Source organism: Synechococcus sp. KORDI-52 (assembly GCF_000737595.1).
GTDB lineage: Bacteria > Cyanobacteriota > Cyanobacteriia > PCC-6307 > Cyanobiaceae > Parasynechococcus.
Genome location: NZ_CP006271.1, coordinates 2,107,560 through 2,133,106, shown reverse-complemented (window position 1 = coordinate 2,133,106; position 25,547 = coordinate 2,107,560). Strand labels below are relative to the sequence as shown.

23 protein-coding genes and 1 pseudogene are annotated in these 25,547 nt (G+C 61.5%); 8 read left to right on the top strand and 16 right to left on the bottom strand.

The window, feature by feature from the left end; translation table 11 throughout:
- Positions 1–24: 24 nt before the first annotated feature.
- Positions 25–502, top strand: a pseudogene (locus KR52_RS10895) (6-carboxytetrahydropterin synthase).
- On the opposite strand, the gene clpB reads toward KR52_RS10895, so the two are convergent.
- On the bottom strand, positions 488–3,076 hold the full coding sequence (clpB, locus tag KR52_RS10890; protein WP_038555774.1) for an ATP-dependent chaperone ClpB: 2,589 nt from the start codon (positions 3,074–3,076) through the stop codon (positions 488–490). The pseudogene KR52_RS10895 and the gene clpB overlap by 15 nt on opposite strands.
- A 144-nt stretch (positions 3,077–3,220) precedes the next feature.
- Here clpB and KR52_RS10885 point away from each other — a divergent pair, with 144 nt between their 5' ends.
- Positions 3,221–3,421 carry a hypothetical protein gene (locus KR52_RS10885; RefSeq protein WP_038555771.1) on the top strand — a complete coding sequence of 67 codons (201 nt, stop codon included), beginning with the start codon at positions 3,221–3,223 and terminating at the stop codon, positions 3,419–3,421.
- A gap of 303 nt (positions 3,422–3,724) precedes the next feature.
- Positions 3,725–4,261, top strand: coding sequence for a glycine zipper 2TM domain-containing protein (locus KR52_RS15365; RefSeq protein ID WP_371257679.1), 537 nt, complete (start codon positions 3,725–3,727; stop codon positions 4,259–4,261).
- A gap of 104 nt (positions 4,262–4,365) precedes the next feature.
- Here the strand turns inward: KR52_RS15365 and KR52_RS10875 are convergent, their stop codons facing one another.
- The 13 genes from KR52_RS10875 to KR52_RS10815 form a co-directional block, all read right to left on the bottom strand.
- Entirely contained in the window at positions 4,366–4,680 is a 315-nt protein-coding gene (locus tag KR52_RS10875; protein WP_051834354.1) for a hypothetical protein, read from the bottom strand.
- Positions 4,681–4,699: 19 nt separating this feature from the next.
- A complete protein-coding gene (locus KR52_RS10870) occupies positions 4,700–5,095 on the bottom strand; it encodes a hypothetical protein (RefSeq protein WP_038555765.1) in 396 nt (131 codons plus the stop codon).
- Positions 5,095–5,337: a Nif11-like leader peptide family natural product precursor gene (locus tag KR52_RS10865; protein WP_038555763.1), complete on the bottom strand. Its 243-nt coding sequence runs from the start codon at positions 5,335–5,337 to the stop codon at positions 5,095–5,097. The genes KR52_RS10870 and KR52_RS10865 overlap by 1 nt, the downstream gene beginning before the upstream one ends.
- Positions 5,334–5,702, bottom strand: coding sequence for a c-type cytochrome (locus KR52_RS10860; protein WP_038555759.1), 369 nt, complete (start codon positions 5,700–5,702; stop codon positions 5,334–5,336). The genes KR52_RS10865 and KR52_RS10860 overlap by 4 nt, the downstream gene beginning before the upstream one ends.
- Positions 5,703–5,830: 128 nt before the next feature.
- The gene (gene petE / locus KR52_RS10855) at positions 5,831–6,190 is read right to left on the bottom strand and encodes a plastocyanin (RefSeq protein WP_038555756.1); all 360 of its coding nucleotides are present in this window, start codon (positions 6,188–6,190) and stop codon (positions 5,831–5,833) included.
- Between the two features lie 19 nt (positions 6,191–6,209).
- Positions 6,210–7,217, bottom strand: a complete 1,008-nt coding sequence (locus KR52_RS10850; protein ID WP_038555753.1) for an NAD(P)-dependent oxidoreductase — start codon at positions 7,215–7,217, stop codon at positions 6,210–6,212.
- The gene (gene hemE / locus KR52_RS10845) at positions 7,214–8,272 is read right to left on the bottom strand and encodes a uroporphyrinogen decarboxylase (protein ID WP_038555750.1); all 1,059 of its coding nucleotides are present in this window, start codon (positions 8,270–8,272) and stop codon (positions 7,214–7,216) included. The genes KR52_RS10850 and hemE overlap by 4 nt, the downstream gene beginning before the upstream one ends.
- 81 nt (positions 8,273–8,353) lie before the next feature.
- A complete protein-coding gene (gene glgB / locus KR52_RS10840; protein ID WP_038555747.1) occupies positions 8,354–10,651 on the bottom strand; it encodes a 1,4-alpha-glucan branching protein GlgB in 2,298 nt (765 codons plus the stop codon).
- Between the two features lie 60 nt (positions 10,652–10,711).
- Positions 10,712–11,422 (bottom strand): DUF3887 domain-containing protein, encoded by a 711-nt coding sequence (locus KR52_RS10835; RefSeq protein ID WP_038555744.1) that lies wholly within the window; start codon positions 11,420–11,422, stop codon positions 10,712–10,714.
- Between the two features lie 10 nt (positions 11,423–11,432).
- Positions 11,433–13,037: a CocE/NonD family hydrolase gene (locus KR52_RS10830; protein ID WP_051834353.1), complete on the bottom strand. Its 1,605-nt coding sequence runs from the start codon at positions 13,035–13,037 to the stop codon at positions 11,433–11,435.
- Positions 13,027–13,308, bottom strand: coding sequence for a hypothetical protein (locus KR52_RS10825; protein WP_038555738.1), 282 nt, complete (start codon positions 13,306–13,308; stop codon positions 13,027–13,029). Before KR52_RS10825 ends, KR52_RS10830 begins: the two co-directional genes overlap by 11 nt.
- 46 nt (positions 13,309–13,354) lie before the next feature.
- Positions 13,355–13,756: a DUF4332 domain-containing protein gene (locus KR52_RS10820; RefSeq protein WP_038555735.1), complete on the bottom strand. Its 402-nt coding sequence runs from the start codon at positions 13,754–13,756 to the stop codon at positions 13,355–13,357.
- The gene (locus tag KR52_RS10815) at positions 13,756–14,193 is read right to left on the bottom strand and encodes a Ycf51 family protein (RefSeq protein ID WP_038555732.1); all 438 of its coding nucleotides are present in this window, start codon (positions 14,191–14,193) and stop codon (positions 13,756–13,758) included. Before KR52_RS10815 ends, KR52_RS10820 begins: the two co-directional genes overlap by 1 nt.
- 66 nt (positions 14,194–14,259) lie before the next feature.
- On the opposite strand from KR52_RS10815, the gene KR52_RS10810 reads away from it, so the two are divergent.
- The 5 genes from KR52_RS10810 to KR52_RS10790 are packed head-to-tail and all read left to right on the top strand — an operon-like array spanning position 14,260 to position 21,891.
- Positions 14,260–18,708: a translocation/assembly module TamB domain-containing protein gene (locus KR52_RS10810; RefSeq protein ID WP_038557265.1), complete on the top strand. Its 4,449-nt coding sequence runs from the start codon at positions 14,260–14,262 to the stop codon at positions 18,706–18,708.
- Positions 18,709–18,711: 3 nt separating this feature from the next.
- Complete coding sequence (locus tag KR52_RS10805) at positions 18,712–19,620, top strand: ROK family protein (protein WP_038555729.1); 909 nt, start codon at positions 18,712–18,714, stop codon at positions 19,618–19,620.
- 8 nt (positions 19,621–19,628) lie between these two features.
- Complete coding sequence (locus KR52_RS10800; RefSeq protein ID WP_173402226.1) at positions 19,629–20,936, top strand: glutamate-5-semialdehyde dehydrogenase; 1,308 nt, start codon at positions 19,629–19,631, stop codon at positions 20,934–20,936.
- Positions 20,936–21,307 carry a dihydroneopterin aldolase gene (locus tag KR52_RS10795; RefSeq protein ID WP_038555723.1) on the top strand — a complete coding sequence of 124 codons (372 nt, stop codon included), beginning with the start codon at positions 20,936–20,938 and terminating at the stop codon, positions 21,305–21,307. Before KR52_RS10800 ends, KR52_RS10795 begins: the two co-directional genes overlap by 1 nt.
- Complete coding sequence (locus KR52_RS10790; RefSeq protein WP_038555720.1) at positions 21,304–21,891, top strand: triacylglycerol lipase; 588 nt, start codon at positions 21,304–21,306, stop codon at positions 21,889–21,891. The genes KR52_RS10795 and KR52_RS10790 overlap by 4 nt, the downstream gene beginning before the upstream one ends.
- Positions 21,892–21,893: 2 nt before the next feature.
- Here KR52_RS10790 and KR52_RS10785 read toward each other — a convergent pair whose 3' ends face one another.
- Together KR52_RS10785 and KR52_RS10780 are read right to left on the bottom strand one after the other, a co-directional pair.
- Positions 21,894–23,996, bottom strand: coding sequence for a M3 family metallopeptidase (locus KR52_RS10785; protein WP_038555717.1), 2,103 nt, complete (start codon positions 23,994–23,996; stop codon positions 21,894–21,896).
- 1 nt (position 23,997) lies between these two features.
- Entirely contained in the window at positions 23,998–25,533 is a 1,536-nt protein-coding gene (locus KR52_RS10780; protein WP_038555714.1) for an NAD(P)H-quinone oxidoreductase subunit 4, read from the bottom strand.
- Positions 25,534–25,547 lie beyond the last annotated feature (14 nt).

Here is a 25,547-nt window from a genome sequence, read left to right as displayed (position 1 = left end):
GCTCCACTCCGCATTTTTCCCCTCTTGCTCGTTTCTCCGACTCCTTACAGCTGCAGCAAAGCCTTCAGTGGATACCCCTGCTGCCATCGGCAGTGGCGTCACGAAGGCCATTGCCGCTTCGTGCACGGCTACAGCCGCAGCTTCAACCTCTGGTTCGCTGCAACCGAGCTGGATGCCTGCTGTTTTGTTGTTGATTTCTCCAGCCTGCGACCCTTCGAGCAACGGTTGAGGCAGCAGTTTGACCACACTTTTTTTGGTGAATTCCGACGATCCTCTGCTGGCGGAATGGCAGCGTCTGCACGCTCTCCAGGCCATTGATCTCCGCGTGATGGAGAACGTGGGCATGGAGGCCACTGCGGCCTTGATCTGGACCTGGGCCAACGAGCTGCTGAAGGAGCGCGATAGCGGGCGCACCTGCTGCTTTGCCGTGGAGGCGCGGGAGAACAGCAGCAATGCAGCCACTTATGCCGAGGTTCCCCCGTGGTTCTCAGCGCAGAGCTAAGTGGTCAGCCTCCAGCTCCACGCTGATGGCCTGCCCCTCGCTGTAACGACCCGCCAGGATCGCCTTGGCAATGGGTGTTTCCAGTTCCCGTTGAACAGCCCGTTTGAGCGGTCGTGCCCCGTAAACAGGGTCATATCCGGCATGGGCGAGCCAGTCGGCGGCCCCTTCACTGAGGCTGAGCTCTAGCTTGCGGTCAGCCAGCCGCTGACGCAGACGATCAACCTGAAGGGTGACGATCTGGCGCAGTTCCTCCCGCCTGAGGCTGTGGAAGATGATCTGATCGTCGAGGCGATTCAGAAACTCCGGCCGGAAATGGGCGCGGAGGGCCTCATTCACCCGCGCTTCCATGGCCCCATGTTGCTCGGGATCGCCGGCCAGCTCCAGGATCGACTGGCTGCCGATGTTGCTGGTGAGGATCAGAACCGTGTTGGTGAAGTCGACGGTTCGACCTTGCCCATCGGTGACGCGGCCGTCATCGAGGATCTGCAGCATCACGTTGAAGACATCGGGGTGAGCTTTCTCCACCTCGTCGAACAGGATCACGGCGTAGGGCCGACGACGCACTGCTTCGGTGAGTTGGCCACCGGCCTCATACCCCACGTAGCCGGGAGGAGCGCCGATTAAACGACTGACGGTGTGCTTCTCCATGTACTCCGACATGTCGATGCGCACCATGGCGTCATCGCTGTCGAACAGCCGGTTGGCCAGCGCTTTGGACAGTTCCGTCTTGCCAACTCCGGTGGGGCCGAGAAAAAGGAAGCTGGCGATGGGACGGTTCGGGTCGCTCAGGCCTGCCCTGGAGCGTTGGATCGCATCCGCCACGGCGGTAACGGCCTGGTCCTGGCCTATCACCCGCTGGTGCAGGTCAACCTCCAGCTGCAGCAGCTTCTCCATCTCGCTCTGCACCAGCCTCGCCACAGGGATTCCGGTCCACTTGGCGATCACCTCGGCGATGTCGTCTTCACTCACCTCCTCCCGCAGCAAGCCTTTCTCGCCAGGCTCCTCCGAGGCGATCTGGGCCTCCTGCTCGAGCAACTGCTTCTGCAGTGAAGCCAGGGTTCCGTATTCCAGTTCCGCCGCTTTGTTGAGGTCGTAGCTGCGTTTCGCCTGTTCCACCTGCAGCTGCACCCGTTCAATCTCTTCCTTGAGCGACGAGAGCTCATCAATCGCGCCTTTCTCCTGCTGCCACTGGGCATTCAGGGAGCTTTGCTGTTCGCCCAGCTCCGCCAGTTCCCGTTCGATCCGTTGCAGCCGTTCCTGGCTGGCACTGTCGGATTCACGGCCGAGGGAGAGTTTCTCCATCTCCAGCTGCAGAATTTTGCGATCGATTTCATCGATCTCCTCCGGTTTGGAGGTGATCTCCATCTTCAGGCGCGCTGCTGATTCATCCACCAGATCGATCGCCTTGTCGGGCAGAAAGCGGTCGGCGATGTAGCGGCTGCTCAAGACAGCAGCAGCCACCAAGGCACTGTCAGCAATGCGGACGCCATGGTGCACCTCATAGCGTTCCTTGAGACCGCGCAGGATGGAAATCGTGTCTTGCACGGTGGGTTGATCCACCAGCACCTGTTGGAAGCGTCGCTCCAGGGCAGGGTCTTTTTCGATGTGCTGGCGGTGCTCGTCGAGGGTGGTGGCGCCAATGCAGCGCAGCTCCCCTCGGGCCAGCATCGGCTTGAGCAGATTGCTGGCATCCATGGCTCCACCGGTGGCTCCAGCACCCACCACGGTATGGATTTCATCGATGAACAGAACGATCTGGCCTTCGGAGGCGGTGACCTCCTTGAGCACAGCTTTGAGCCGTTCCTCGAACTCGCCGCGGTATTTCGCACCGGCAATCAGGGCGCCCATGTCGAGGGCGATGAGCTGACGGTTCTGCAGGGCCTGGGGCACATCGCCGTTGACGATCCGCTGGGCCAGCCCCTCCACAATGGCGGTCTTGCCGACCCCTGGTTCTCCGATCAGCACGGGGTTGTTTTTGGTGCGCCGGCTGAGGATCTGGATGGTGCGTCGGATCTCCTCGTCGCGGCCGATCACTGGGTCCAACTTGCCGTCTCGGGCAGCGGCCGTCAGATCCCGTCCGTACTTCTCGAGTGATTCGTAGGTGCCTTCCGGGTTCTGATCGGTCACCGTCTGGTTGCCTCGCACAGCAGTAATGGCTTCTTTGAGTTTGGGGGTGTCAACGCCTGCTTGGCTGAGCAGTTGACGCGCGCAGCGGTCATCGTCTGCCAAGGCCAGCAACAGGTGTTCGATGGCGATATAGCTGTCACTGAATCCATCCCGGACTGTTTCGGCGCGATCCAGGCAGCTGTTCAGGGAACGTCCCAGAAAGACGGATTCCGGTGGAGAACCGAGGCTTGGTTGACGCTTGAGATAGGTGTCGACCGAGGCCTGGAACGTGGCGAGGTCGACACCTGCCTTGCTGAGAATCCGACCAGCCAGGCCGTTCTGCTGCAGAAGCGCGAGCAGCAGATGCTCGGTTTCAAGCTGCTGATGTTTGGCGCTCTGCGCCAATTGCTGGGCGGCGACGATGGCGGCCCAGGCTTGTTCGGTGAACTGTTCCGCCGTGGGTTGCATCTCTGATGCCTTTCAAACTGCGTTCACCGTATGGCTCTTGTTCCATCTCCGATAGCGGCCAACCGAAGCCTTCGGATCGGTCTTCACGGCAGGGGGCGGCAAACCGGGTGGTCTTTTTAGAGTTTGCCGAACCGTTTCGTGCCCATGCTCGACCAGCAGCTGGTGGACTCCCTTGTTGAGAAGGGATTAACCCTGGCATCCACGGCTGGCGGTGAGCTGGAACGCAGCTGTTGGATGGTGGTGCATGAGCACCATCACGGGATGAAGCCAACGGAGTACGACATCCGGGAGATTGATGAAGATCTCTACTTGGCGGTGTTGAAGGCCGCGAAGGAGTCTCGGTAAGCGATTTTCGGGACGTTCCATTCGCCACTGACCTGCTGACTCCAGGTTGTGTTTGATGTCTTAGAGATGTTGTAAGTCGGGTCCATTGAAGAAAGATTCCGTCCGCCTTCCTTGCAGTCACCATTGCTTTTTTCAGGCTATTCCTGAGGCCTGCATGCGGTGAAATGATCCGTCGCTTCCTTTCTTCCAAGTAAATATTTCTAATTTGATCTCAAATTCATCAGCTTACGGCCTGTTGATCAGGTGGATGGAGTACTCGTTTGCTGAAGATCAGACACATCCTGTCGCATCTCAAGCGGTGTTATGCATATTTCAGCGAGTCGTTCGGTGCAGAGTAATCTCGTGAAACCGAGCTGCGGGTCAATGAAGAAAACAGTGGTGGCACTCCTGCCAGGAGTCTTGTTGACTTCTTTGTTGCAAGGGCCAGTGTTGGCGCACAAGGATTATTCTCAGGCAAAAACGTGCTATCAGAATGAGTACGTTGAGAAATATCACCCCGGAACCCGTGAGAAGCCTGGGTATGTGAGCAGTCGCGAGGAGAAAGTCCAGCGCCCATGCCCCAAGAATCTGCATTTTCATGGGCAAACAAGCCACAAGCACCAACAAGGGAATCTCGCCCATGATCACCATTCCCACTCCACAATGACCACAGGCGCGCGCGCTGATGTGCGTGAATCAGTGCAAGAGGACAACAATTCTTGCTTGGAAGGAAGCTTGGCTGGCGGTGTTTTAGGGGGTGCTCTGGGCGGTGTTCTTGCGAAAAAGGACAACTGGATTTGGTCAATTCCAGCTGGTGCGGTTGGCGGTGCTCTTGTTGGCTGCCAAGTGGATGGAGGTTGATCTCGAATGCTTGTCCTGAAGGTAAAGGCTTGCGATGTTTTTCAACATCTCCTCGGAAAAGCCCATGACTGATCTCTATCGCTTGCTTTTCTCTTTTATGAACATCACCGGGACATGTCATCAGACCTGTTGGTTGATTCCTCGTTGAAGACCTGCCTCAATAGGCCACGGTGAGGATTGTCGGCTTCGATCGTTTGCCTCATCTTCTTGGGAAGACGAGCTTCAAGGATGTCCTGCTTCTTCATCTCCGTGGCGTAACGGGCGCTGAAGTCGCTGAAGCAGTTGACGTAAGACGTCGCCATCTCTGGTGTGAAGAAAGCAATCACCTCCAGTGCATGTTTGAAATGGAGGTAGGACTCGGTCCAGTCGACCAGTTCTTCAAGACTGCTCAGACCGAGCGGATTGTCGGGGAGTGTCACCGGGTTATGGCCTGTTGGATCAACCAAAACCTTCCGCCTTGGCCTGGGCCGTCAGTCCCCTTAATTGACCGTTGAGCAGGGCATGGCGTTCGCGCTCTGCACCCACATGGGGGGCGATTTCCACCCCTGCGGACTGCATCGCGTGCATCGCCGTTGCTTCCTCGGCTGAGCCCGTGTCACTGCTGAGGTAGTGCTCCACGGCGGCAGCGCCTGGAGCGTCCGCGGCGAAGTACACCGTTCCCGGGCCGCGCCGCTCAATCGTTTGACGTCGTTGGCGTCGGCGTTGTTGCACGCTTGCCCAGAGCCGGCCTTGATTGGCGGTCATGAAGGCGTTCAGATCGACGGCATCGGTGTCTTCCGCCAGGGCCATGCTGGTGCCGTCAATGAAATCACTGAGCAGGGTGACAACGGCCATCAGGGTTTTGGTGATTGAGACGGTGGTGATTGAAAAGAGCGCTGGATCCGGCTGGTCTCGAACCAGCGGGTGATGGCTGATTCCCGGGCATCGTCGCAGAGATCTCGTTGGATCACCTTGAACCCATGGCGGCGTGCCAGGGCTAAAAGTTGATCATCATCAGTGCACTGGGCAGCATCGCGGCGCAAGCCCTGATGATGCTCCACAGCCCGTAGAAAATCTCGAAGAGCTTCACGACTCATCGCCTGGACCAGCCCAATTCGGCCCGCTGTTCAACGTAGGTGGCCACCGCAACGATCTCCTCTTCGCTCAGTGTGTCGGCATAGCTGGGCATGGCATTCAGCCCATCCTCGATCTCCTGCTCCAGGGCCTCCAGCGGGGACTTGGAGTAGGCCTCCAAGTGGTCGTTCAGGTCGCTGATCTTCAGCGTCCGGTTGGCGCGAATCACATTGCCGCCCCCCATGTGGCAAGCCGCACAGTTGCTGTTGAAAATCTGCTCTCCTCGCTCCAAAGCAGGGCTGTCGACCGCTGTGGCCGGAGCCGCAAGCAGCCCTGTCGCACCAATGATCAACATCAACGTCAGGATCAGCCCTGGTAGGCGTGCCATCGCAAACCCTTTAATGCCCCAACCTATCCATCAGCTTCAAAAAAAAAAGCCCTGAGCTGTTGATCGTCAACAGCTCAGGGCTTGTCAGTTCAGTTGGATGGACAGTGATTTCCTAAGAAATCCTGGGATCACTCAACAATCACTTTGCCAACCATGCCAGCGCCGCGGTGGGGCTCGCAGTAGAAGTCGTAGGTGCCGGCTGTGGCGAAGGTTTCCTCCCAGGATTCGCCGGGGTTGAAGGCGAGATCAGAGTGGCTGTACTCGTCGTGGCCCTCGAAAACCGCATTGTGAGGAGCGAGCTTGTTATTGACGAATTTGACGGTGTCGCCGGCCTTGATGTTCACGGTGGCGGGCTCGAAAGCGAGCATGCCTCCGTCGGTGCCGAGCTTCACTTCAACGGTGGCGGCTTGAGCGCTGCCGACGTTGAGGCCGATCAGCATCAGGAAGGCGCAGCATGCAGCTGCAATGGTGCGGATGACTGAGCGCATGAATGTGCTTTGTCTTTGATCAAACCTTACGCGCGGATCTGGGGCTTCCGCGATTGGGCAGGCCGGAATTGCTAAGAACTGTTGCCAAGTCTGGGGCATGGCTTTTGCCACCGAAACGCTCGGGCTGCGTCACCGGGTCGTGAATGAAGTGGCGCTGCCGAATGCTGAACCGGTCCCAGGCATTCACTTCGATCGGCAGAACGCGGATCAGGGTCTCGATCAGCCATGGCCAAAGCGGAATTCCGGGCGTTCGGGCCACACCTCGCCAGCGGCAAAGGGTTTTCACGGTGTCGTTCACCGAGATGGCCGGTTGTCCCATTACCACCCGGCGCAGAGCCCCCTGCCCGGGTTCACGGTTCGGTTCATGGGCGCGTGTGGTCAAAAGGCCACAGATGCGGGCGATGTCTTCCGCATGGATGAAGTGGAAGCTCGCATCCACCCGAAGCCAACGGGCCAGCCAGAGCCAGCGGCTGGCTTCAGCTAAGCCTTCAGTGAGATAGCTGGTGGGGAAGGGGCTGGTGCCATCGACGCGCCCGCCGAACACCAATGTGGGAAACACGGCGATCACTTTGCCGGCCAGGGGATGATCCTCAAGATCCCTGAGGCAGCGAGCCTTCGTCTGGATGTATTCCGTGCCGTAGGCCAGAGCTTCCGGCAGGGGCCGTAGGTGCCGATCGAGCACGCTGGCCGTCGAGAAATAAATGATCTGCTCCAGCTTGCTGGGATCCAGAAGCGCCAGCATCCGTTTCACGGCCACCACATTCACCTGTTCGGCCCGTTCGGGGTCACCCCAGGCTGTGGCTGTGTGAATCACCCGGTTCACTGAGGCCAGCTCCGGGGCAAAACGCTCGGTGTCCCGCAGGTCTCCCACCAGCAGGTGGATGCGGGGATGGTCTGCTGGAACAGCGGTGAGTTTGGTGGGGTCCCGCAGCCAGAGCAGCAACTCTGCATCGGAATGATCCAGTAGCCAGCGGGAGATGTATTGACCGACGCAGCCGCTGGCGCCGGTCACCAGGATGCGGGTCAAACGACAGCCCCTAGACGGTCCATCACGCTCTTGCCGGCGCGGAAGAAGGCCTCACCGTTTTCCTCTGGTGTTCCCGGCAGGATTCCGTGGCCAAGGTTGAGGATGTGCTTCCGGCCGCGGGCTTTGCGCACGCAGTCATCGATGCGGGCTTCAATCGCCTCCGGGGTGCCGAACAGCAAGCCGGGGTCCACATTGCCCTGAACACCGACGTGCTCGGGCAGCCGTGCCAGGGCTTCCGCCATGTCCACGGTCCAATCCAGCGAAACGATGTCAACACCGGTGTTGGCCATCCGCTCGATCACGCCGGCGCTGCCGGAGATGTAAAGGATGAAGGGGGTGTCAGGGTGTGTCTGCTTGACCAGATCCACCACTTTCTTCTGATAAGGCGCAGCGAAGGTGTCGTAGTCCGCAGGACTCAACTGACCGGCCCAGGAATCAAACATCTGCACCACCTGGGCACCGGAATCAATCTGGTAGCGCAGGTAATTGGCGATCGACTCGGCGAAGTGGTCGAGCAGCTTGTGCAGGATCTCGGGTTCGCGGAAGGCCATGGCCTTGATCACCGCGTAGTTCTTGCTGCTCTTGCCTTCCACCACGTAGGCGGCCAGGGTCCAGGGGGCACCAACGAAACCGAGAACAGCAGCCTCGTTGCCAACGCTTTGGCGCAGACGACCCAGCACCTCTCCCACGAAGGGCATCGACTCGGCGGGGTTCAGCGGGCGCAGGGCATCCACCTGGGCCATGCTCCGGATCGGATCGCCGATCTGGGGGCCTTTGCTCTCGATGATGTCGAAGTCGATCCCCATGCCCGGCAGCGGCGTGAGGATGTCGGAGAACAGGATCACGCCGTCGGGCTTGAAGGCGTGGAACGGCTGCATCGAGATCTCGTAGGAGAGATCAGGGTTTTCGGACCGCTCCCTGAAGCTGGGGTACTTGTCCCGCAGGTCCCGGTAGATCTTCATGTAGCGACCGGCCTGGCGCATCATCCACACCGGAGGACGCTCCACCGATTCACCGCGCGCAGCACGCAGGAGCAGGGGTAAAGAGTCGCTCATCAAGCCCGGTCAGGTCAGCCGGAAACCTACCCGAATCGAGGCCTTGGCTAGAGCTTTACCCCCTCATTGTCATCACGTTCGTCACACGATGTTGTCCGGATCGCTGCTGCTCAGGCTGCGTTTCGGGTCGTGCTTGAACACCATCAGGCTCAGCGGCGGCAGGCAGAGATCCAAGGAGTTCTCGTAGCCGTGGATGCCCCACTCGTCCGTCAGTTTGCCGCCCATGTTGCCGAGGTTGCTGCCGCCGTACTTGGCTGCATCGGAGTTGAAGATCTCCTCGTAGAAGCCGGAGAGCGGAACGCCCACGCGGTAGTGGGAGTGACTTTGGGGCGTGAAGTTCGCCACCACCACCAGCCAGGTGCCGCTGGCACTTTCCCGACGCATGAAGCTGATCACGGAGTGGCGGTTGTCGTTGCAATCGATCCACTGGAAGCCGAACTGGTCGAAATCGTCCCGCCAGAGGGCCGGTTCTGCCTTGTAGAGAACGTTGAGGTCATCCACCAACCGCTGGATGCCTTTGTGGGGCTCGTAATTGAGCAGATCCCACTGGAGATCGCCCCACACATTCCATTCGGCACGCTGGCCGAATTCCATCCCCATGAAGATCGTCTTCTTGCCGGGGTGTGTCCACATGTAGGCGAGCAACGCCCGGGTGTTGGCGTACTTCTGCCAGTCATCTCCCGGCATCTTGTGCAGGAGATGGCTCTTCCCGTGCACCACTTCATCGTGGCTGAGCGCCAGCATGAAGTTCTCGGTGTAGGTGTACCAGATTGAGAAGGTGATGTTGTTCTGGTGGAACTGGCGGAACCACGGGTCCAGCTCGAAGTAATCGAGCATGTCGTGCATCCAACCCATGTTCCATTTGAGGTTGAATCCGAGGCCGCCGCTGTCGGTTGGCTGGGTGACCATCGGCCAGGTTGTTGATTCCTCTGCGATGGAGAGGGCGCCTGGGAAGTGTTGGAACAGCACGTGGTTGGCCTGCTGAAGGAAACGCACCGCTTCGGTGTTTTCCCGGCCGCCGTTCTCATTGGGGAGCCATTCACCATCGGGCCGCAGATAGTCGCGATAGAGCATCGAGGCCACGGCATCCACACGAATGCCATCGATGTGGAACTGCTCGAACCAGAAGATGAGATTGGCGACGAGGAAGTTGCGAACTTCGTTACGGCTGTAGTTGAAGATCAGCGTTCCCCATTCCTTGTGTTCCCCGATCCGGGGATCGCTGTGCTCATAAAGGTGTGCGCCATCAAAGAAAGCCAGGCCGTGGGCATCCTTCGGGAAATGGCCAGGAACCCAGTCGATGATCACGCCGATGCCTTCAGCGTGGCAGCGGTCTACAAATGCCTTGAATTCATCGGGCGTTCCGTAGCGGCTGGTGGGGGCGTACCAACCCGTTACCTGATAGCCCCAGGATCCATCGAAGGGGTGCTCCGTGATCGGCATCACCTCGATGTGGGTGAAGCCCCTGTCCTTCACGTAAGGAATCAGGCGATCGGCCAGTTCGGCATAGGTGAGCAGCCGAGCTCCGGGCTTCATGTCAGCTGCGGGGACTGGCGGGCGCGGTGTCCCATCGGGCTGAATCCAGGGCTCCTCTGCTGAAGCGTGAATCCAGCTGCCCAGGTGCATTTCGTACACCGAAATGGGTTGATCCAGCGCGTTGCTGCTGTCGCGCTTCTGCATCCAGCCCTGATCGGACCATTGGAATCCGTTCAGACGTGCCACGACGGAACTGTTGTCCGGACGAACTTCGTGTTGGAAGCCGTAGGGATCAGCCTTTTGGTAACAGTGGCCGTCCTGGGTGCGGATTTCGTATTTGTACAGATGTCCTTCACCGAGTCCGGGAACAAACAGTTCCCAGATGCCCCCAACACGTTTCTGCATGGGGTGATGCCGTCCGTCCCATGAGTTCAGGTCTCCAATCACGGAGACGGTGAGAGCGTTGGGAGCCCAAAGGCAGAACATCACACCGGTGATGCCGTCACGCTCGGTGAGGTGGGCACCCATCCTTTGCCAGATGTGGTGATGGTTGCCTTCAGCGAACAGGTGGCGATCCATCTCGCCCATCCATTCACCACGGAACGCCCAGGGGTCGTGCTGTTCATGCACGATCCCACCGCGCTCAACCCTGACCCTGTAGTCGCTGCCTGGATCTCTGTTGAGTTGTGCCTCGAACACCCAGGGGTGGTTCGGGGTGGACATGGCGAGGGTTTCGCCAGCCTGCAGCAGGGTGACCGATTGGGCTTCAGGCATCCACACTCGTACGGTCCACCCCTGCTCAGAGGATTGGGGACCGAGCACCGCGAACGGGTGGTCATGGCGACAACCTGCCAACCGTTCGCCGTCCTGCACCATCCAGTCGAGGACTGCGGCGACACCCATGGGAGATCTGAGAATTGGGCGCGATGTTAAGCCCGATTTACGAAACAGATCAGCTGTTGATCAGACGAAGTCTCGGGAAATATCGACGTTGATGATCCGACCGCGTTCATCGAAAATCACGAACAGGTTAGTTGTGGCTTTGCCGAAGGCGACAGCCACCAGCACGAGCTGTTGCTCTCCGCCCTGATGGGCGATGACGGCGTCTTTCACCTTACGGAACCCACCGGAGACGTTGCTGAGCTTCGTCCACTTGCGTTCAAGGTCACCAGGGGCCAAGTCCTCCTGCAGCTGTAACGAGAGCTTGGATCGTGCTGTGACCCAACGCCCTGCTGCCAGATCGCGGGTGAAGTCGAGCGCCGTTGTTTCGATGGGCTGGATGCGATCGGTCCACTTCCAGGCGAGCAGCTTGCCGTCTTCGTCCAGCACCATCAGCATCCCCTCATCGCCGGAGGCGGTGCTCACGACAGCGTCAACCGTGGTTGTGTTGTAGCCGGGAATCACACTGACAACGCGGGTTGCCTCGATGGCCTCACGCTGGTCCAGGCGTGTCTGGACCGTTTTCACATCAACACTGGCCTGAACCGGTCTGGCGAGGGCATCGTGCAAGACATCTCCCTGGCGCTCTTTAAGAGCCCCCAACAGCAGTTCAGCCGCCGCTGTCGCCTGCGCGGGCGTGAGTTCAGTCTTGGTGAGCTCCTCCGCTGCTGCGGGACTGATGACCCCCATGGGGGCTGACAGGGCGATGGCCAGCAGGGCAGCGGAGAGCTTCAAAGCACAAAGGTCAGTCGAGCTTCAGTCTGCCGGAGTCGAAGGGGTTCAGCTGCAGGGTGGAGCCAGCAAGTTCCAGTGTCAACGTCACCACGCGGTGGTCTGGGCTCGGAGCTCCGCAGGGCACGACATCGTGGCCAGGGTTGACGCCAATGGCGGGCCAGGCTGCTGCTGCGATGGAGATCCGCAATCGATCGCCTGGATCCAGGGTCACCTGAAGCGGCTGAAGGGTCACGCTGCGTCTGACGTTTTGCAGGGCCTCTCCCCCCCGAACCCGCAGGACGCCTGTGCTCAGTTGCTCAACGCTGTCGGCCTGTGCAGGCAGACGCGAGAGGCTGATGCAGAGATCAAACCCGGGCTGGTCTGCGAGGGCGTTCAGGCACAGCAATGGTTGACCCGAGAGCAGAAGCTCATCACCAAGGGGGACAGATGTGAAGGTGGCGACGTCGCTGCGTTGATCCACTGCCAGGCGGTTAGCCGGGCCGGGAGGGGTCCCGAGATGTCCACCGATGGCCGGGACCGGTCGCCAGGGGTCATGAACGATGACCACGCGACCCTCTCCCTCACCATCCGCCAGGAGGGCACCGTCGCTTGGATCGATGCAGGCCAATCCATGCCCCCGCAGCCCCCATGACGAGGGACCGATCGCCTCGGGTGTGGGAATGGCATCCCACCGATGGCGTGTGATGTTCCAGAGCTGTTGGGCAGGTGTCGGTTCAAGCGGTGGTCGATCCTGCAGATGCTGTTGGAAGAACTCCAGCATCAGCTGCTGAGTTTCAGGCCACCACTGCAGGTGGGAGGCCGGCCCGATGTGCAGGGATGGCTGACCTCCGGCCGCCTTGCTGCGATGCCAGAGGTCCAGAAGCCCCACCAGATGCGGATCCCACCATCCGCCGATCAACAGCATCGGGCGTTGGAGCCAGGTCTTCGGCACACGATGCACCGTCCATTGCTTGTCCATGGCCGGCTCGTTTTGAAACCATGTCCAGGCCATGCCATCGGGGTCATGGCGTTGCAGCAGTCGAGGCCCATCCCGCAGGTAGGTGCTGTCGTCCAGGCTTCGGCGGATCTCCAGCCAGGCCTTTGTGTCACCACGTCGCTGGGCCTGCAGGGCGGCGAGCTGGAGCCCCCAGCCGAGCCCAAGCTGCCACCAGTGGGCACCGCCTTCACAACTCCAGTGGCGACGTTCATCCAGTCCGGTCATCGCCGGTGCGGTGCACTCCGGTGGCGGGGTCGCTTCAGCTCCGGTGAGCTGGGTCAAGCCCTGATAGGAAAATCCGTAGGCCCCCAGCCGTCCATTGCATTCCGGCAGCTGGCGAACCCAGGCGTGGGTTGCACTGGTGTCGGCTGCTTCCTGACCAAACCCCCCGAAGCTACCGCCGGATTCGCCTTGCCCCCGCACGTCCTGGACGACCACGAGGAATCCATGGGAGGCCCACCAGCTGGGGTGGGCATAGGTGACGGTTGAGGCAATGCGATGTCCATAGGGCTGCCGCATCAGCAGTGCGGGCCAAGGCCCTTCCCCGCTGGGGTGCCACAGCCTCGACCGCAGCACAACGCCATCGGCAAGCGTCAGGGCTTCCTGGCGGCAGGCCATTGCCCTTGTCTCAGCGGACATCCGCGCAATGCATCCCCACGACGTAGGTCACGAGGATCTCTGCATCTTGAAAGCTCAGGTTCTGATTTTTCGCCACCCCGCGGATGGCTTGTTTGGAGTAGGCCGACTGGCCGTTGCCGTTCATGGCGCGGAACGAACGGCACATGGCTTTGGCTTGGTCGGGATTGCGTTTGACCCTGTTGAGCAAATCCGATTCGGCGGCACCCACCAGCAGAGGTGACCCGATCAGGGCAAGAGCAACCAGAGCTGTGGGCAGGACGTTCAACCTCATGGTCAATTCATACGCAGGTTCGGCCGATTGGTCAGGCGCGATGGGGTCAGTTCGCAAGTTGCCTGGCCCGTTGGATCCAATCGCTGGCTACCCGCAGATCCACGACGGCAGGGCGTTTGGTTCCAAGGCTGCGCTCAAGCCTGCCGGTCTGGCGCACCAGACGTTCGGGGCTGCACGTCGCAAGGGCGGCCGGCGTGGCAATGCCGGCATGCATCAGCAGTGCGGCGTCCTGGGGGGGCAGGCCCAAGCTGCAGACCAAATCCGCCATGCCCCGTAGACGTTTGAGGTTGCGGGCCGATGCCTGGCCGCTGCGGGCGAGCTGGCTCAGCTCCAGATCGGTTAAGCCACAAATCGCGGACCAGTTCTTGATGCCGGCCTGGTCAAGTTCCTGTTTCTCCCTGCGAAACGATTGGGGTAATTCCTCGATGGCGTCGTTGAAGTCCGGCATCAGCGAAAGGTCTTGCTGACCTCGCCAAGGATGACGGGACGGCCCTGGCCATCGCCTTCGGCTTTGATTCCCCGCAACCGCACCAGCACTGTGTCACTGGAGCGACCGGAGCCCCGCAGGTTCCCTTGCAACTGTTCCAGGGTGGCCTCAATTGTTGCTGGTGCCAGGTCAGCGGGAACCTGCGCCACCACCAGATCGTTGCCGTTGTCGAACACGATCGGCGCTCGCACGGCGCCCTCCACCACCACGGGGGGGGTGTAGCTCACGCCGAAGGCCCAGCAGCTCACCGCCAGCAGCAGGGTGAAGCTGCTGACGCCCACCAATCGAAAGCGGATGCCCCAACGGGCGAAAAAGCCAACAGCGGTCAGCACGCCCAGCCCAAGGCCTGACCAGCCCAGCCAGGGAGCGGCGGCAAGCAGCAGCTGATCGAAGGCCATGGGGTCTGGTGCACTGAAAACAGTCTCCTTATATTGCGCGAGATTCCGGGGAGTCCGTCGCGTCTGATGGGGAAAACGCGGCGCAGGGCCTGGCTGGCAGCGGGCAGTTTTGTTCTGATCGGAGTTGGAACCGCGGGTTTCATCGCCCTGGACCGTGCGGCGGAGCGCGCCTTGGTCCGCTTCCGTCCCGATTTGGAGCGGGCTCTTTCCGCTCCTCTCGGCCATCCCCTCAAGATTGGTCCCTACAAAGGACTCCGCCCCTGGGGGTTCGCAATTGGCCCAACCCGGGTTCCTCCGTCAACGGCGGATCGTTCGGAACTGAGCTTGGCTGGGCTAGACATCAGCCTGGCCCCCCTGGCCAGTCTCCGGCGTTTGCAGCCGGTTGTGCAGCTCACGTTGCACAACGTTCGCGGTCAGCTGGAGGCCAATCAGGAGGGGCGTTACTGGACCTTTGGTGCTCCGCGAGGCAGCGGAGACCTGCCGCGACTTGGTCTCCAGTACAGGCTGGCCGACCCTGCGCTGCTGCGTCTTGGACCTCAGCGCAAGACCCTTGAGCTCCGCAGTCAGGGCTCGGTTCTGCTGGGAGAGGCCTTCTTCAGCACCGAATCCGAGCTTCGCTGGGTCGATGGCCAAGGCTCAGTACGCCTGGACGGTCAAGGTCACTGGGATCGCCCCAGTTTCAGGCTGCGAAGCCGGCTTGATCGTGTCGCCCTGCAACCGTTGGAAGCCGTCATCGCTCCCTCCCAGGATCAGAAGGCTTCAGGGGAACTGCAGGGGGATGTCCAGATCAGCTGGACCGGCGATTCCGTGAATTGTCGTGGTGGAGTCAGGCTGACCGGTCTCCAGCTTGCGTCGGTCCGTAGCCCTCGCTTCAGCATCGGTTGCCAGGGTGATCAGTTGAAGCTGGAGCCTGGGACACTGCGTTTCGGCTCGTTTGAGGCGCTGGCCTCAGGGGCCGTGGTGTTGAACAAGAGCTTTGATCTTCGCGCTGAAGTTCGCAGTTCGGACGTCGGTCCCGCCCGCAAGGATCCGTTGCAATTCCGGATCCAAGGCCCATGGGAAGAGCCTCAGTGGACCGTTCAAGGCCAGCTCCGCCTTCCTGAAGCCATCGGCTTCACAACCCCCCTGAAGCTGGACGGTCAGTGGCGTACCCCCTGGCTGCAACCCGAGCAACAGGCTGTTCTGGTGGATCGGCTCCGGCTCAGTGCACCGGGGCTCCGCTTCGGGCTTGCAGGAACGATCGGAGCCGATCTGGACCTGCGCAGTACGGAGCTGCAGATTGATCCCCGCTTCTGGTCTGCGGTGCCGTCCCTGCAGGCAGGCTTGGGCCAGACCGCTCCGATCACGGGGGCTGTCGACGTCAGTGGAGCACTGGCCTCCCCGGATCTGGCCCTGCAGCTTGGTCAGGCGGTGAATCCACTCCTGGAGCGCTGGTCGTTCCAAACCCGATGGTCCACGGAGGATTCGGCTCTGGTGCTGGATCGTTTCACCAGCCCGATGCTGCGGGCGGAAGCGCGCCTGCCTTTGAAGCTGGAGCAGGGGCGGCTGCAGGCTGGTGCTCTTCAGAGCGGCTTTGAACTTCAACCTTTCGAACTCAGCCGCTTCACCCCCTTGATCGGCCTGCCCCTGGATGGTCGGCTGGCGGCGCGGGGTCGATTGAACGGTCCGCTGTCAGCGCTTCAGCCGGACATCACGCTGATGCTGGATCAACCCCGCGTCGGGGTTGTGCAGGTTCCCGAGCGTTGGCAAGGCAGCCTCAGCGGGGAACTCGGCCGTGGTGCGCGCCTGGCGATGACAGCCCAGCAGCCCGCCGAGCCTGGGACGCTCGTGGCCGATCTTGATGCAGACGTTTGGCCCAAAACCGTGCGCCTGGACCGTGGTGAGGGGCAGTTGCGCCTCGACGGATTGGCGCAGCGTGGTGGACAACGCCGCTACCGCTGGCGTGCAGCGGACCTCGACATCGATGGTCTTCGTTTCATCGTTCCGCCGGTCAACCAACCCAAACTGGTGGCTGGTCGTCTGACGGGCGAAGGCAGCCTGGCCATGGCCCCCCTCGCGATCCGTGGGTCTGCTGCAATCGCTGGCCCCTCCTTGGCGGGTGTCGCCATGGAGAGCCTCAATCTGGAGGGTTCCCTGACCGATGGACGCTTTCTGGCCGATGCAGCGCTGACGCCCCTAGAGGGCAGCATCCGGCTGAAGGCCCGTGGAGATCTGGGTGGGCGGATGCACAGCGCGATCGAGGCCGAAGGCTTGGATGTGACCTGGCTGACGTTCCTCGCCCGTCAATTGCGAGGGGGTGATTCCAGTGTTGGTCTGGCCTCCGGAACGGCCAAGGATCTTGGAACCTTGGTTATCAACACCTTCGGCGGCTCTCTTGACGGGCAGTTGAGAGCCCTGGCGCAATCGCGGCGTGCTCTGGCGGCTTACGACCTGGCTCATCCCAGCAAAGGCCCTGAACTCGAGCGCCTGGAAGGACGGGTCAATCTGTCGGGAACCATTGAGGGGCCGGATTTAAGTCGTCTGCAGGCCGATCTGGTTGCCAAGGCGCATCTTTGGATTGAGGGGGATGACCAGGTCAAGGCACTGCAGCTGGAACCGGTGGTCGCCACACTGCGCGGCCCGCTGAGCGGTGGATCCGGTGACCTCTCGCTGCTGCAGCTTCCGTTGTCTCTGCTGGCGTTGCTGGCACCTGTGCCTTCGCAACTCCGAGGCAGCATCGGCATCCGCGGCCGGTACGACCTCAGCGGAAAGGCTCCACTGCTGGTCTCCGATCTGCTGCTCGATTCCGCAAGCTTGGCGGGCCAGCCTCTGCAGTTGGAGCAGCGATCGATTGTTGTCGATCGCGAGGCGATTCGCCTGGATCTCGCCCTGAGGGCTGGTGAGAGCAAGGAAGCCATCACCGTCTCGGGGGATGTTCCCTTCGACCCTGATGCCGATTTGAACCTGACGCTGGAAAGCCATGGGGATGCCCTCGGAGCGTTGACACTGCTGGCTGGAGAGTCGTTGACGGTCAGGCAGGGGGGCACCGATCTGCGGCTGCTGCTGCGCGGGTCCTTGAAGCAACCCCAAGCCAACGGTTTTCTCGTGGTCACCAACGGTGACCTCAGCATCGGTGAACAGGAGTTGAGCCGGATCAGAGCCTCAATTCTGTTCGACTTCGACCGGGTGTTGGTCCAAAACCTCGAGGCTGAGGTGGGCCGCGGCGGCACGCTCAGCGCTTCGGGAACGCTTGGTTTGTTTGCTCCTCAGAGCGATGCTCCACCCCTCACGCTGCAAATCAGTCAAGGTCAGATTCGTCAGCCGATCGTGCAGTTCCAGGCCGATGGCGAACTGCAAATCTCCGGGGCCATGGTGCAACCCGTCCTGTCCGGAGCGTTGACCCTGTCCCGAGGCACGCTACGGCCACAGTCCGGATTCTTCGGAAGGCTGCGGCGGGGTGGAGGTGGACTTCAAGGCTTGGTGGCCTCGGGTGTTGAGGGGCCCTCAACAGCGGCGCAACCCAGTTTTGAATCTGTGAACGAACTGCTGGAGGAGAAGTGGGATTTCCAGGAGCCACTGGTGCTGATGGGGCCCAATCAACCCATCCGGCGCTCGGATCAGCTGCAACGGTTCATTCCGAATCTCCCTGCAATTCGCTTCGAGAATCTTCGTCTTGCGCTTGGCCCTGATCTACAGGTGCTCATGCCTCCTTTGATCAGTTTCAAAGGGGATGGTGCGCTGACGTTGAACGGCCCCCTGGATCCCTCTTTGGAGGCCCGAGGCTTGATCCGGCTCAACTCGGGGCGGATCTGGATTCCTCCTCTCGCTCCCCTTCGTTTGGATCCGCAGGAGGCGAATGTTGCGGTGTTCACGCCTTCCTTGGGGCTCGTTCCCTACGTGGATATCGCCATGCAATCCAGGGTCGCCGATTCCGTCAGCGTGGGAAGTGGCAACCAGATCACCACCTCCAACGTGTTCGATACCAATGGAAGTGGCAGCGCTTACGCCGGTGGTGGCGAGCTGCGGCTGGTCAAGGTCACCGTTCAGGCCACCGGGCTGGCCAATCGGTTGGCTGATCCCAACAACCTTGTGTTGCGCAGTTCACCTCCGATGAGCGAGCAGCAGCTTTTGGGTCTGATCGGTGGTAACACTCTGGCGTCTCTGGGCGGAACCGGTGGGGCTGCTCTGGCCACGGTGCTGGGTCAGTCGCTTCTGTCTCCGGTGCTGGGCACCTTGACCGATGCCATGGGGCAACGGCTCCAGGTGGCGATCTTCCCCACCTACGTCAATCCCGATGTGAAATCAGAGACGGAGCGCACCTCTGGCAGGGTCCCCCCGACACTCACAGTGGTGACGGAGTTTGGTGTGGCTGTGACCGACAAGTTCGATCTCTCCGTGCTGATGGCACCGAACACGACAGATGTTCCTCCGCAAGCAACCGTCTCCTACCAATTGACGCCGAGCACCTCCGTGTCCGGGTCAGTGGATGCCAATGGCACCTGGCAGAGCCAGTTGCAGGTGTTCTTCCGGTTCTGAGGGATGCCTGATGCGCAAGTGATTGGGGTGGATCTCGGGGGAACGGCGATCAAGTTGGCTCGGATTCGTTTTGACGGCACGGTGCTGGCGGAGGCGCAATGCCCCACACCCCAGCCAGCCGTGCCTGGTGCTGTGACGATGGCCCTGTGTGAGGTCATCGAACAGATCGATCCCGAGCATGCGGCGAAGGCGGTTGGCATCGGACTTCCCGGTCCGATGGATGCAGCAGCACGGGTGGCCCGGGTCTGCATCAACCTGCCTGGCTGGGAGGACGTGCCGCTGGCGGACTGGTTGGAGTCGCGGATCAATCGCCGGGTCACCCTGGCCAACGACGGCAACTGTGCGGTGGTCGGCGAGGCCTGGCTCGGCGCAGCCCGTGGTGTTGATGATGTGGTGCTGCTCACCCTCGGCACCGGCGTGGGAGGGGGGGTGCTTTTAAGAGGTGAGCTTTTTACAGGCCATAACGGTGCTGCAGCGGAACCTGGGCTGATTGGGATCCAGCCCGATGGTCCCGCCTGCAACAGCGGCAACCGTGGTTCTCTGGAGCAGTTCGCCAGCATCACTGGCCTGCGGCGGTTGTGTGATCGCGATCCGCGCGAGCTCAGTGCAGAGGCCGATGCCGGTGATCCTGTGGCCCTGGAGGTCTGGAGCCGCTACGGCGAGCGCCTGGGCTGTGGCGTTGCTTCGCTGGTGTACATGCTCACGCCGCAGTTGGTCCTGCTGGGCGGGGGGCTGGCGGGTGCCGCCCATCACTTTTTGCCGTCGGTGCGTCGCGAAGTGGAGTCCCGGGTTCAGGCCGTTTCACGGGAGGGGTTACGGATCGAAGCCGCCTGCCTGGGCAATGGTGCTGGACGCCTGGGGGCAGCCCGGCTCGCTCTGCAGCGGCTGAACGGGATGATGGCTCCAGATTGATTGCCTTGATGTCCAGCGTTCCAGAGCCTTCCGCTGCGCTGTTGCAGCGTGCCGCGGCTGTCCGCCGTGCTGCAGTTGATCTGGGGCAGACCGATGACCACCAACGCGCCCTGGCGCTCCAGGCGATGGCGGATGCGTTGACCGAGCGGGCAGCAACCATCCTCGCGGCCAACTGTGAAGACCTTGAACGCTCTGCGGCCGAGGGGCTGGCGCCGGCGTTGATGGCCCGGCTGAAGTTGGACGACACCAAACTGGCGGCGGCCATTGATGGCGTTCGTAAGGTCGCCAGCCTCAGCGATCCGCTGGGTTGTCGTCAGTTGCACCGGGAGCTGGACCAGGGCTTGGTGCTGGAACGGGTTTCCGTGCCGCTCGGGGTGGTGGGTGTGATCTTCGAAGCCAGGCCGGATGCGGTGATGCAGATCGCCTCCCTGGCGATCCGTTCGGGTAATGGTGCCCTGTTGAAAGGGGGCAGTGAGGCCCGCTGCACCAATGAGGCCGTGATGGATGCCCTTCAGGCAGGCCTGGCGGCCAGTCCGGTTTCTGCCGATGCTTTGGCGTTGCTCACCACCCGTCAGGAAAGCCTGGCCTTGTTACGTCTGGATGGCCTCGTGGATCTGATCATCCCCAGGGGAAGCAACGAGCTGGTGCGCTTCATCCAGGACAACACCCGCATTCCGGTGCTGGGCCATGCCGATGGGGTGTGCCATCTCTACGTGGATGCGGCGGCCGATGTGGATAAAGCCGTTCGGGTGGCGGTGGACAGCAAGAGCCAGTACCCCGCTGCCTGCAACGCCATCGAGACCCTGTTGGTGCACCGCTCCATTGCCCAGCCTTTTCTGGCAGCTGCGCTGCCGGCCTTCGCAGCTGCAGGAGTGCAGCTGCGGGGCGATGCCGAGAGCGTGGCCCTGGGCGTGGCGGAACCGGCCACGGAGGAGGACTGGAGCACGGAGTATCTGGATCTGATCCTGGCGGTGAAGTTGGTGGACGATCTGGAGGCAGCCACCGATCACATCCGCTCCTACGGGTCGCGTCACACCGACGTGATCCTGACGGAGGATGCCCAGACGGCTGATCGTTTTCTTGCGGCGGTGGATAGCGCCGGGGTGTATCACAACTGCTCCAGCCGCTTCGCCGACGGGTTCCGTTATGGATTCGGTGCTGAGGTGGGCATCAGCACCCAGACCCTGCCTCCCCGGGGCCCCGTCGGCCTTGAAGGGTTGGTGACCTACCGCTATCGCTTGCGCGGCGAGGGCCACATCGCTGCCGACTACGCCAATGGCGGCCGCGTCTTTACCCACATCGATCGGCCGCTCTGATGGATTGCATCGGCGTGCGGGAGCTGCGGTTGTGGGCCCATGTCGGGGTCCTGGACCACGAACGCCGGGATGGCCAGTGGTTCAGTGTCGATTTCAGTGTTCAGCTCGATCTGAAGGCTTCTGCCGTGGCTGACGACCTGAGCGGGAGCCTGGACTACAGCGTGGCCATTCAGGCCCTGCAGGATCTGTCCCAGCATGTTCGTTGCCTCACCATCGAGCACTTCAGCGAGCAGATGCTGGATCGGCTCGACAACCTGTACGGGTCCATGCCGACGTGGTTGCGATTGACCAAGTGTGCTGCGCCGGTTCCAGGGTTCAACGGTCGGGTGTTCGTGGAACGCTCGCGCCATGGCGGCAGATCAGCCCTGTGAGCATCCCTTTGGTGTTGGTGCATGGTCTCTGGGACACGCCCCGTCTCTTTCACCGATTGATTCAGGGGCTGGACCAGCCTGATCGCCCGTTGCTGGCGCCGCACCTGGCCCATGGTCTGGGTTGGGTTCCCCTGCGGCAGCTGGCCTCGCGTCTGGATCAGCACATTCAGCAGCGCTTCGGTGCAGAGACCAGGGTCGATCTTCTGGGTTTTTCGATGGGGGGCGTGATCGGCAGGATCTGGCTGCAGGAGCTGGGGGGGGTGCAGCGCACCCGGCGCTTCTTCAGCGTGGGCAGCCCGCAGCAGGGCACCCTTGCCGCTCAGATGATTCCTCGCCCGCTGCTGGCCGGTGTGGCAGATATGAAAGTGGGAAGTCGCCTGCTGCGGGAGCTGAATCGCCAACCCGATGCCTTGGCTGGGATCGAGTGCTCAAGTTTCTTTTGCCGCTGGGATCTGATGGTCTGCCCCGGCTGGAGAGCCGTTCTGCCGGTGGGTCGGTGTGAGGACATCCCCGTCTGGACCCATCAGCAGCTGATCAGCCACCCCGATGCGATCCGACGGCTCTGCAGAAGCTTGCGCGCCTGAAGTCAGGCCGCGGCCACCAGGCCGGAATGGCGGATCAGTGCCTCGGTGCTGGCCGGGCGACCGCGGAAGGCTTCAAACACTTCTGCTGGGGAGCGGCTGCCACCGAGGCTGAGCACGGTGTCGCGGAAGCGGGCTCCGGTTTCGCGAACCTGATCCTCCTGATCCAGACCCACCTCCTCAAAGGCGGAGAAGGCATCTGCACTCAGCACCTCAGCCCACTTGTAGGAGTAGTACCCGGCTGAGTAGCCCCCCGCGAAGATGTGGCCGAAGGCGCAGAGGAACTGATCCTCAGGGATGGGGGCCATCACCGTGGTGGTGTCGGCAATCTCACGCCTCAGTTCGTCTGGGGTAACGCCAAGTTCCGGGGTCCACTGGCTGTGGAGGCGAAGGTCACTGAGGGCGAAGTGAACCTGCCGCAGGGTGGCCAGCCCCGCGTTGAAGGTGCGGCTGCTGCGCAGCTTGTTGAATTCCGCCTCGGGCAGGGGTTCACCGGTCTGCCAGTGCCGCGCCATGCCCATCAAGGTGGCGTGATCAAGGCACCAGTTTTCCATGAACTGGCTGGGGAGTTCCACGGCATCCCATTCCACGTTGCTGATGCCAGCCGCTTCCGGCTCATCAACGGTGGTGAGCATGTGCTGCAGCCCATGGCCGAATTCATGGAACAGGGTTTCCACTTCCTCGAAGCTCATCAGGCTGGGCGTGTTGCCAACGGGTGGGGTCTGGTTGCAGACCAGGTAGGCCACCGGGAGAACAACAGATCCATCTGGTTTCTTTCTGAGGCCCAGGCATTCATCCATCCAGGCTCCACCGCGTTTGCTGGCAGGCCGGCTGTAAGGGTCGAGGTAGAAACCGGCGATCGGTGTGCCATCGGGGCGCTTCACCCGGAAGAAACGCACATCGGCGTGCCAGGTCGGTGCCTCGCCGTCGGCGGCGACGATTTCCACGTCAAACAGCCGTGAGCAGAGGCTGAACAGGCCTTCGAGCACCTGCGGCAGTGGGAACCAGGGGCGCAGGGCTTCCTGGTCCAGGTCGAAGCGGGATTGGCGTAATTTTTCCGACCAGTAGGCGATGTCCCAGGGGGCCAGGTCATCCGCTTCCGGGGCCTTGTGTTCCCGGGCGATCGCCTGAAGATCCTGCAGTTCCTGCTTGGCCGCTGGGAAGGCTGCAGCGCGAAGTTCTTCGAGGAGCGCTTCCACGGCCGGAACGTCGTCGGCCATCTTGGCGCTGAGGCTGAAGTCTGCCCAGTGGGCATAGCCCAGTCGGGAGGCTTGTTCGCGCCTCAGGGTCAGGATTTCTTCAATCAGTGACCGGTTGTCGAGCTCTCCTTCACTGGCCCGCCCCACATGGGCGCGATAGGCCTGCTCCCGCAGGGAGCGGTTGTTGGCGTGGGTGAGGAAGGGCAGGTAGCGAGGCATGTCCAGCCCCAGCAGCCAGGGGCCTGTTTCCGCGGACGCTTCAGCGTCCCCGGCGTCGCGCGCCGCTGCGGCCAGTGCCTCCAGGGACCGTTGCGGCAGACCGTCCACCTCGCTGGCTTGCGTGAGCTTCAGGGTCCACTGCTGCGTGGCATCGAGCACGTGGTTGCCGAACTGGGTGGACAGTGCGGCGAGACGTTCACTGGTGCTGTTGAAGGCTGCTTTCTCATCGCCACTGAGGCCAACACCGCGCTGCTGCATCGACAGCAGTTCTGAGCTCAGAATTCGCTGTTGGGTTGGGTTAAGCGGTTCTGCAGGATCGCTTTGAAGGGCCATCAGGGCCCGATGAAGAATCTGGCTTTGGCCAAGTCGGTTGCTGAGGCGCACCACCTCGGGTTGCTGGGCGGCATGGGCATCCCGCAGTTCAGCGGAATTGCAGACGCCATTGAGGTGTGACACCACACCCCAGCTCCACCGCAGCCGTTCGCCGATGGCCTGCAGCGGTTGCATCACCCCATCCCAGGACAGTTTTGAGGGTCCGGCGAGGGCTGAATCCAGAGTCTGCTCGAGCGCACTGAAGTCCTGATCCAGCTGTGCAAGCAGAACAGGAATGTCTGCGCTGACGAGCTCAGGGGAAATGGCACGGAACTCAGGAAGCCCTTCGCCGCGCAGGAGGGGGGAAACAGCAGTCATATCAGCTTGCGATGAATTGAAGGGCGAGGGCGTTGGTGGAGGCTTCGTAGAGATCCATGGCAACGCGGGGCCAGATGCCGATCACAAGGGTGGGCACCAGCAGGCTGAGGCCTATCACCAGTTCCCTGGGACGCATGTCAGCAACGCTGGCGAGGGCAGGAATCCTGGGGCCGAAGAACACCCGGCGGCACATGGAGAGCAGATAGATCGGTGTGAGCACCAGACCGATGGCGGCCAGCAGCACCGTGATCGAGCGGAACACCGATGTGAAGGCCTCCTGACTGGTGATGCCAAGGAAGACGGTGATTTCACTGATGAAGCCACTCATGCCCGGCAGCGCCAGTGACGCCAGGGAGCTGGCCAGGAAGAAGGCAAAGGTGATCGGCAGGGCCTTCGCCAGTCCGCCCATGTTGGGGATTGAAAGGGTCTTGGTTCGCTCGTAGAACACGCCCGTAACGAAGAACATCGCGGCGGCGATTAGGCCATGGCTCACCATCTGGAGCATGGCTCCGCTGATCCCGAGGGCATCGACGGCACCGATTCCCACAAGCACAAAGCCCATATGACTGACGGAACTGCAGGCGATCCGGCGTTTGACATTGTCCTGGGCGAAGGCGTTAAGGGCGCCATAGACGATGTTCACGATCCCGAGGATCACCAGCGCAGGCGCCAGGATGAAGTGCGCATCCGGCAGCATCTGCACGTTGAAGCGGAGCAGGGCGTAGCCGCCCATTTTCAGGAGCACTCCGGCCAAAAGCATGGACACCGGAGCATTGGCTTCACCGTGGGCATCGGGGAGCCATGTGTGAAGAGGGAACATCGGCAGTTTCACGCCGAAGCCGATGAGGAAGCCGAGGTAGCACAACAGACCGAAGCTGCCGCCGGGGGAGCGATTGGCCAGTTCCGTGAGGTTGAAGGTGAAGCTGTCTCCGGAGAGCGCCAGCGCCAGCCCACTGATCAGGATCAGCAGAGAGGCCAGCGCCGTGTAGAGGATGAATTTGGTTGCCGCATATTGGCGGTTTTGTCCTCCCCAGATGGCGATCAGCAGGTAAACAGGGACCAGTTCCAGCTCCCAGGCCAGGAAGAAGAGAAGGAAATCCTGGGACAGAAACACCAAGCCCTGGGCCGAGGCCTGCACCAGCATCAGAGCGAAGTAGAGCCTTGGTTTGCGTTGAACCGACCAGCTGGCAGCCACCGACAGGAAGGTCACCAAGCCGCTGAGCACGACGAGAGGCGCCGAGAGACCATCGACACCTAGCGACCACTCGAGCCCGAGAGCCGGAAGCCAGCTCACTCGCTCCACCAGCTGCAGGCCTTCGACGCTGGGGTCGAACCGGGTGGCGAACACCCCCATCATCAACAGCAGATCGACCAGCAGGACGATCAGCGTGATGGTTTTGGGCAAAGGGGAAGGTTGGTCCTCACGGGCAGGCACCAACGGCAAGACGAGGGCCGCTGCCGCAGGCAGCAGCACAATCAAAGACAACCATGGGAAGGGACTGCTCGAGACAGCAAGCTCTGCTAACCCAGCGTCCATTCCTTGTCCGCAAT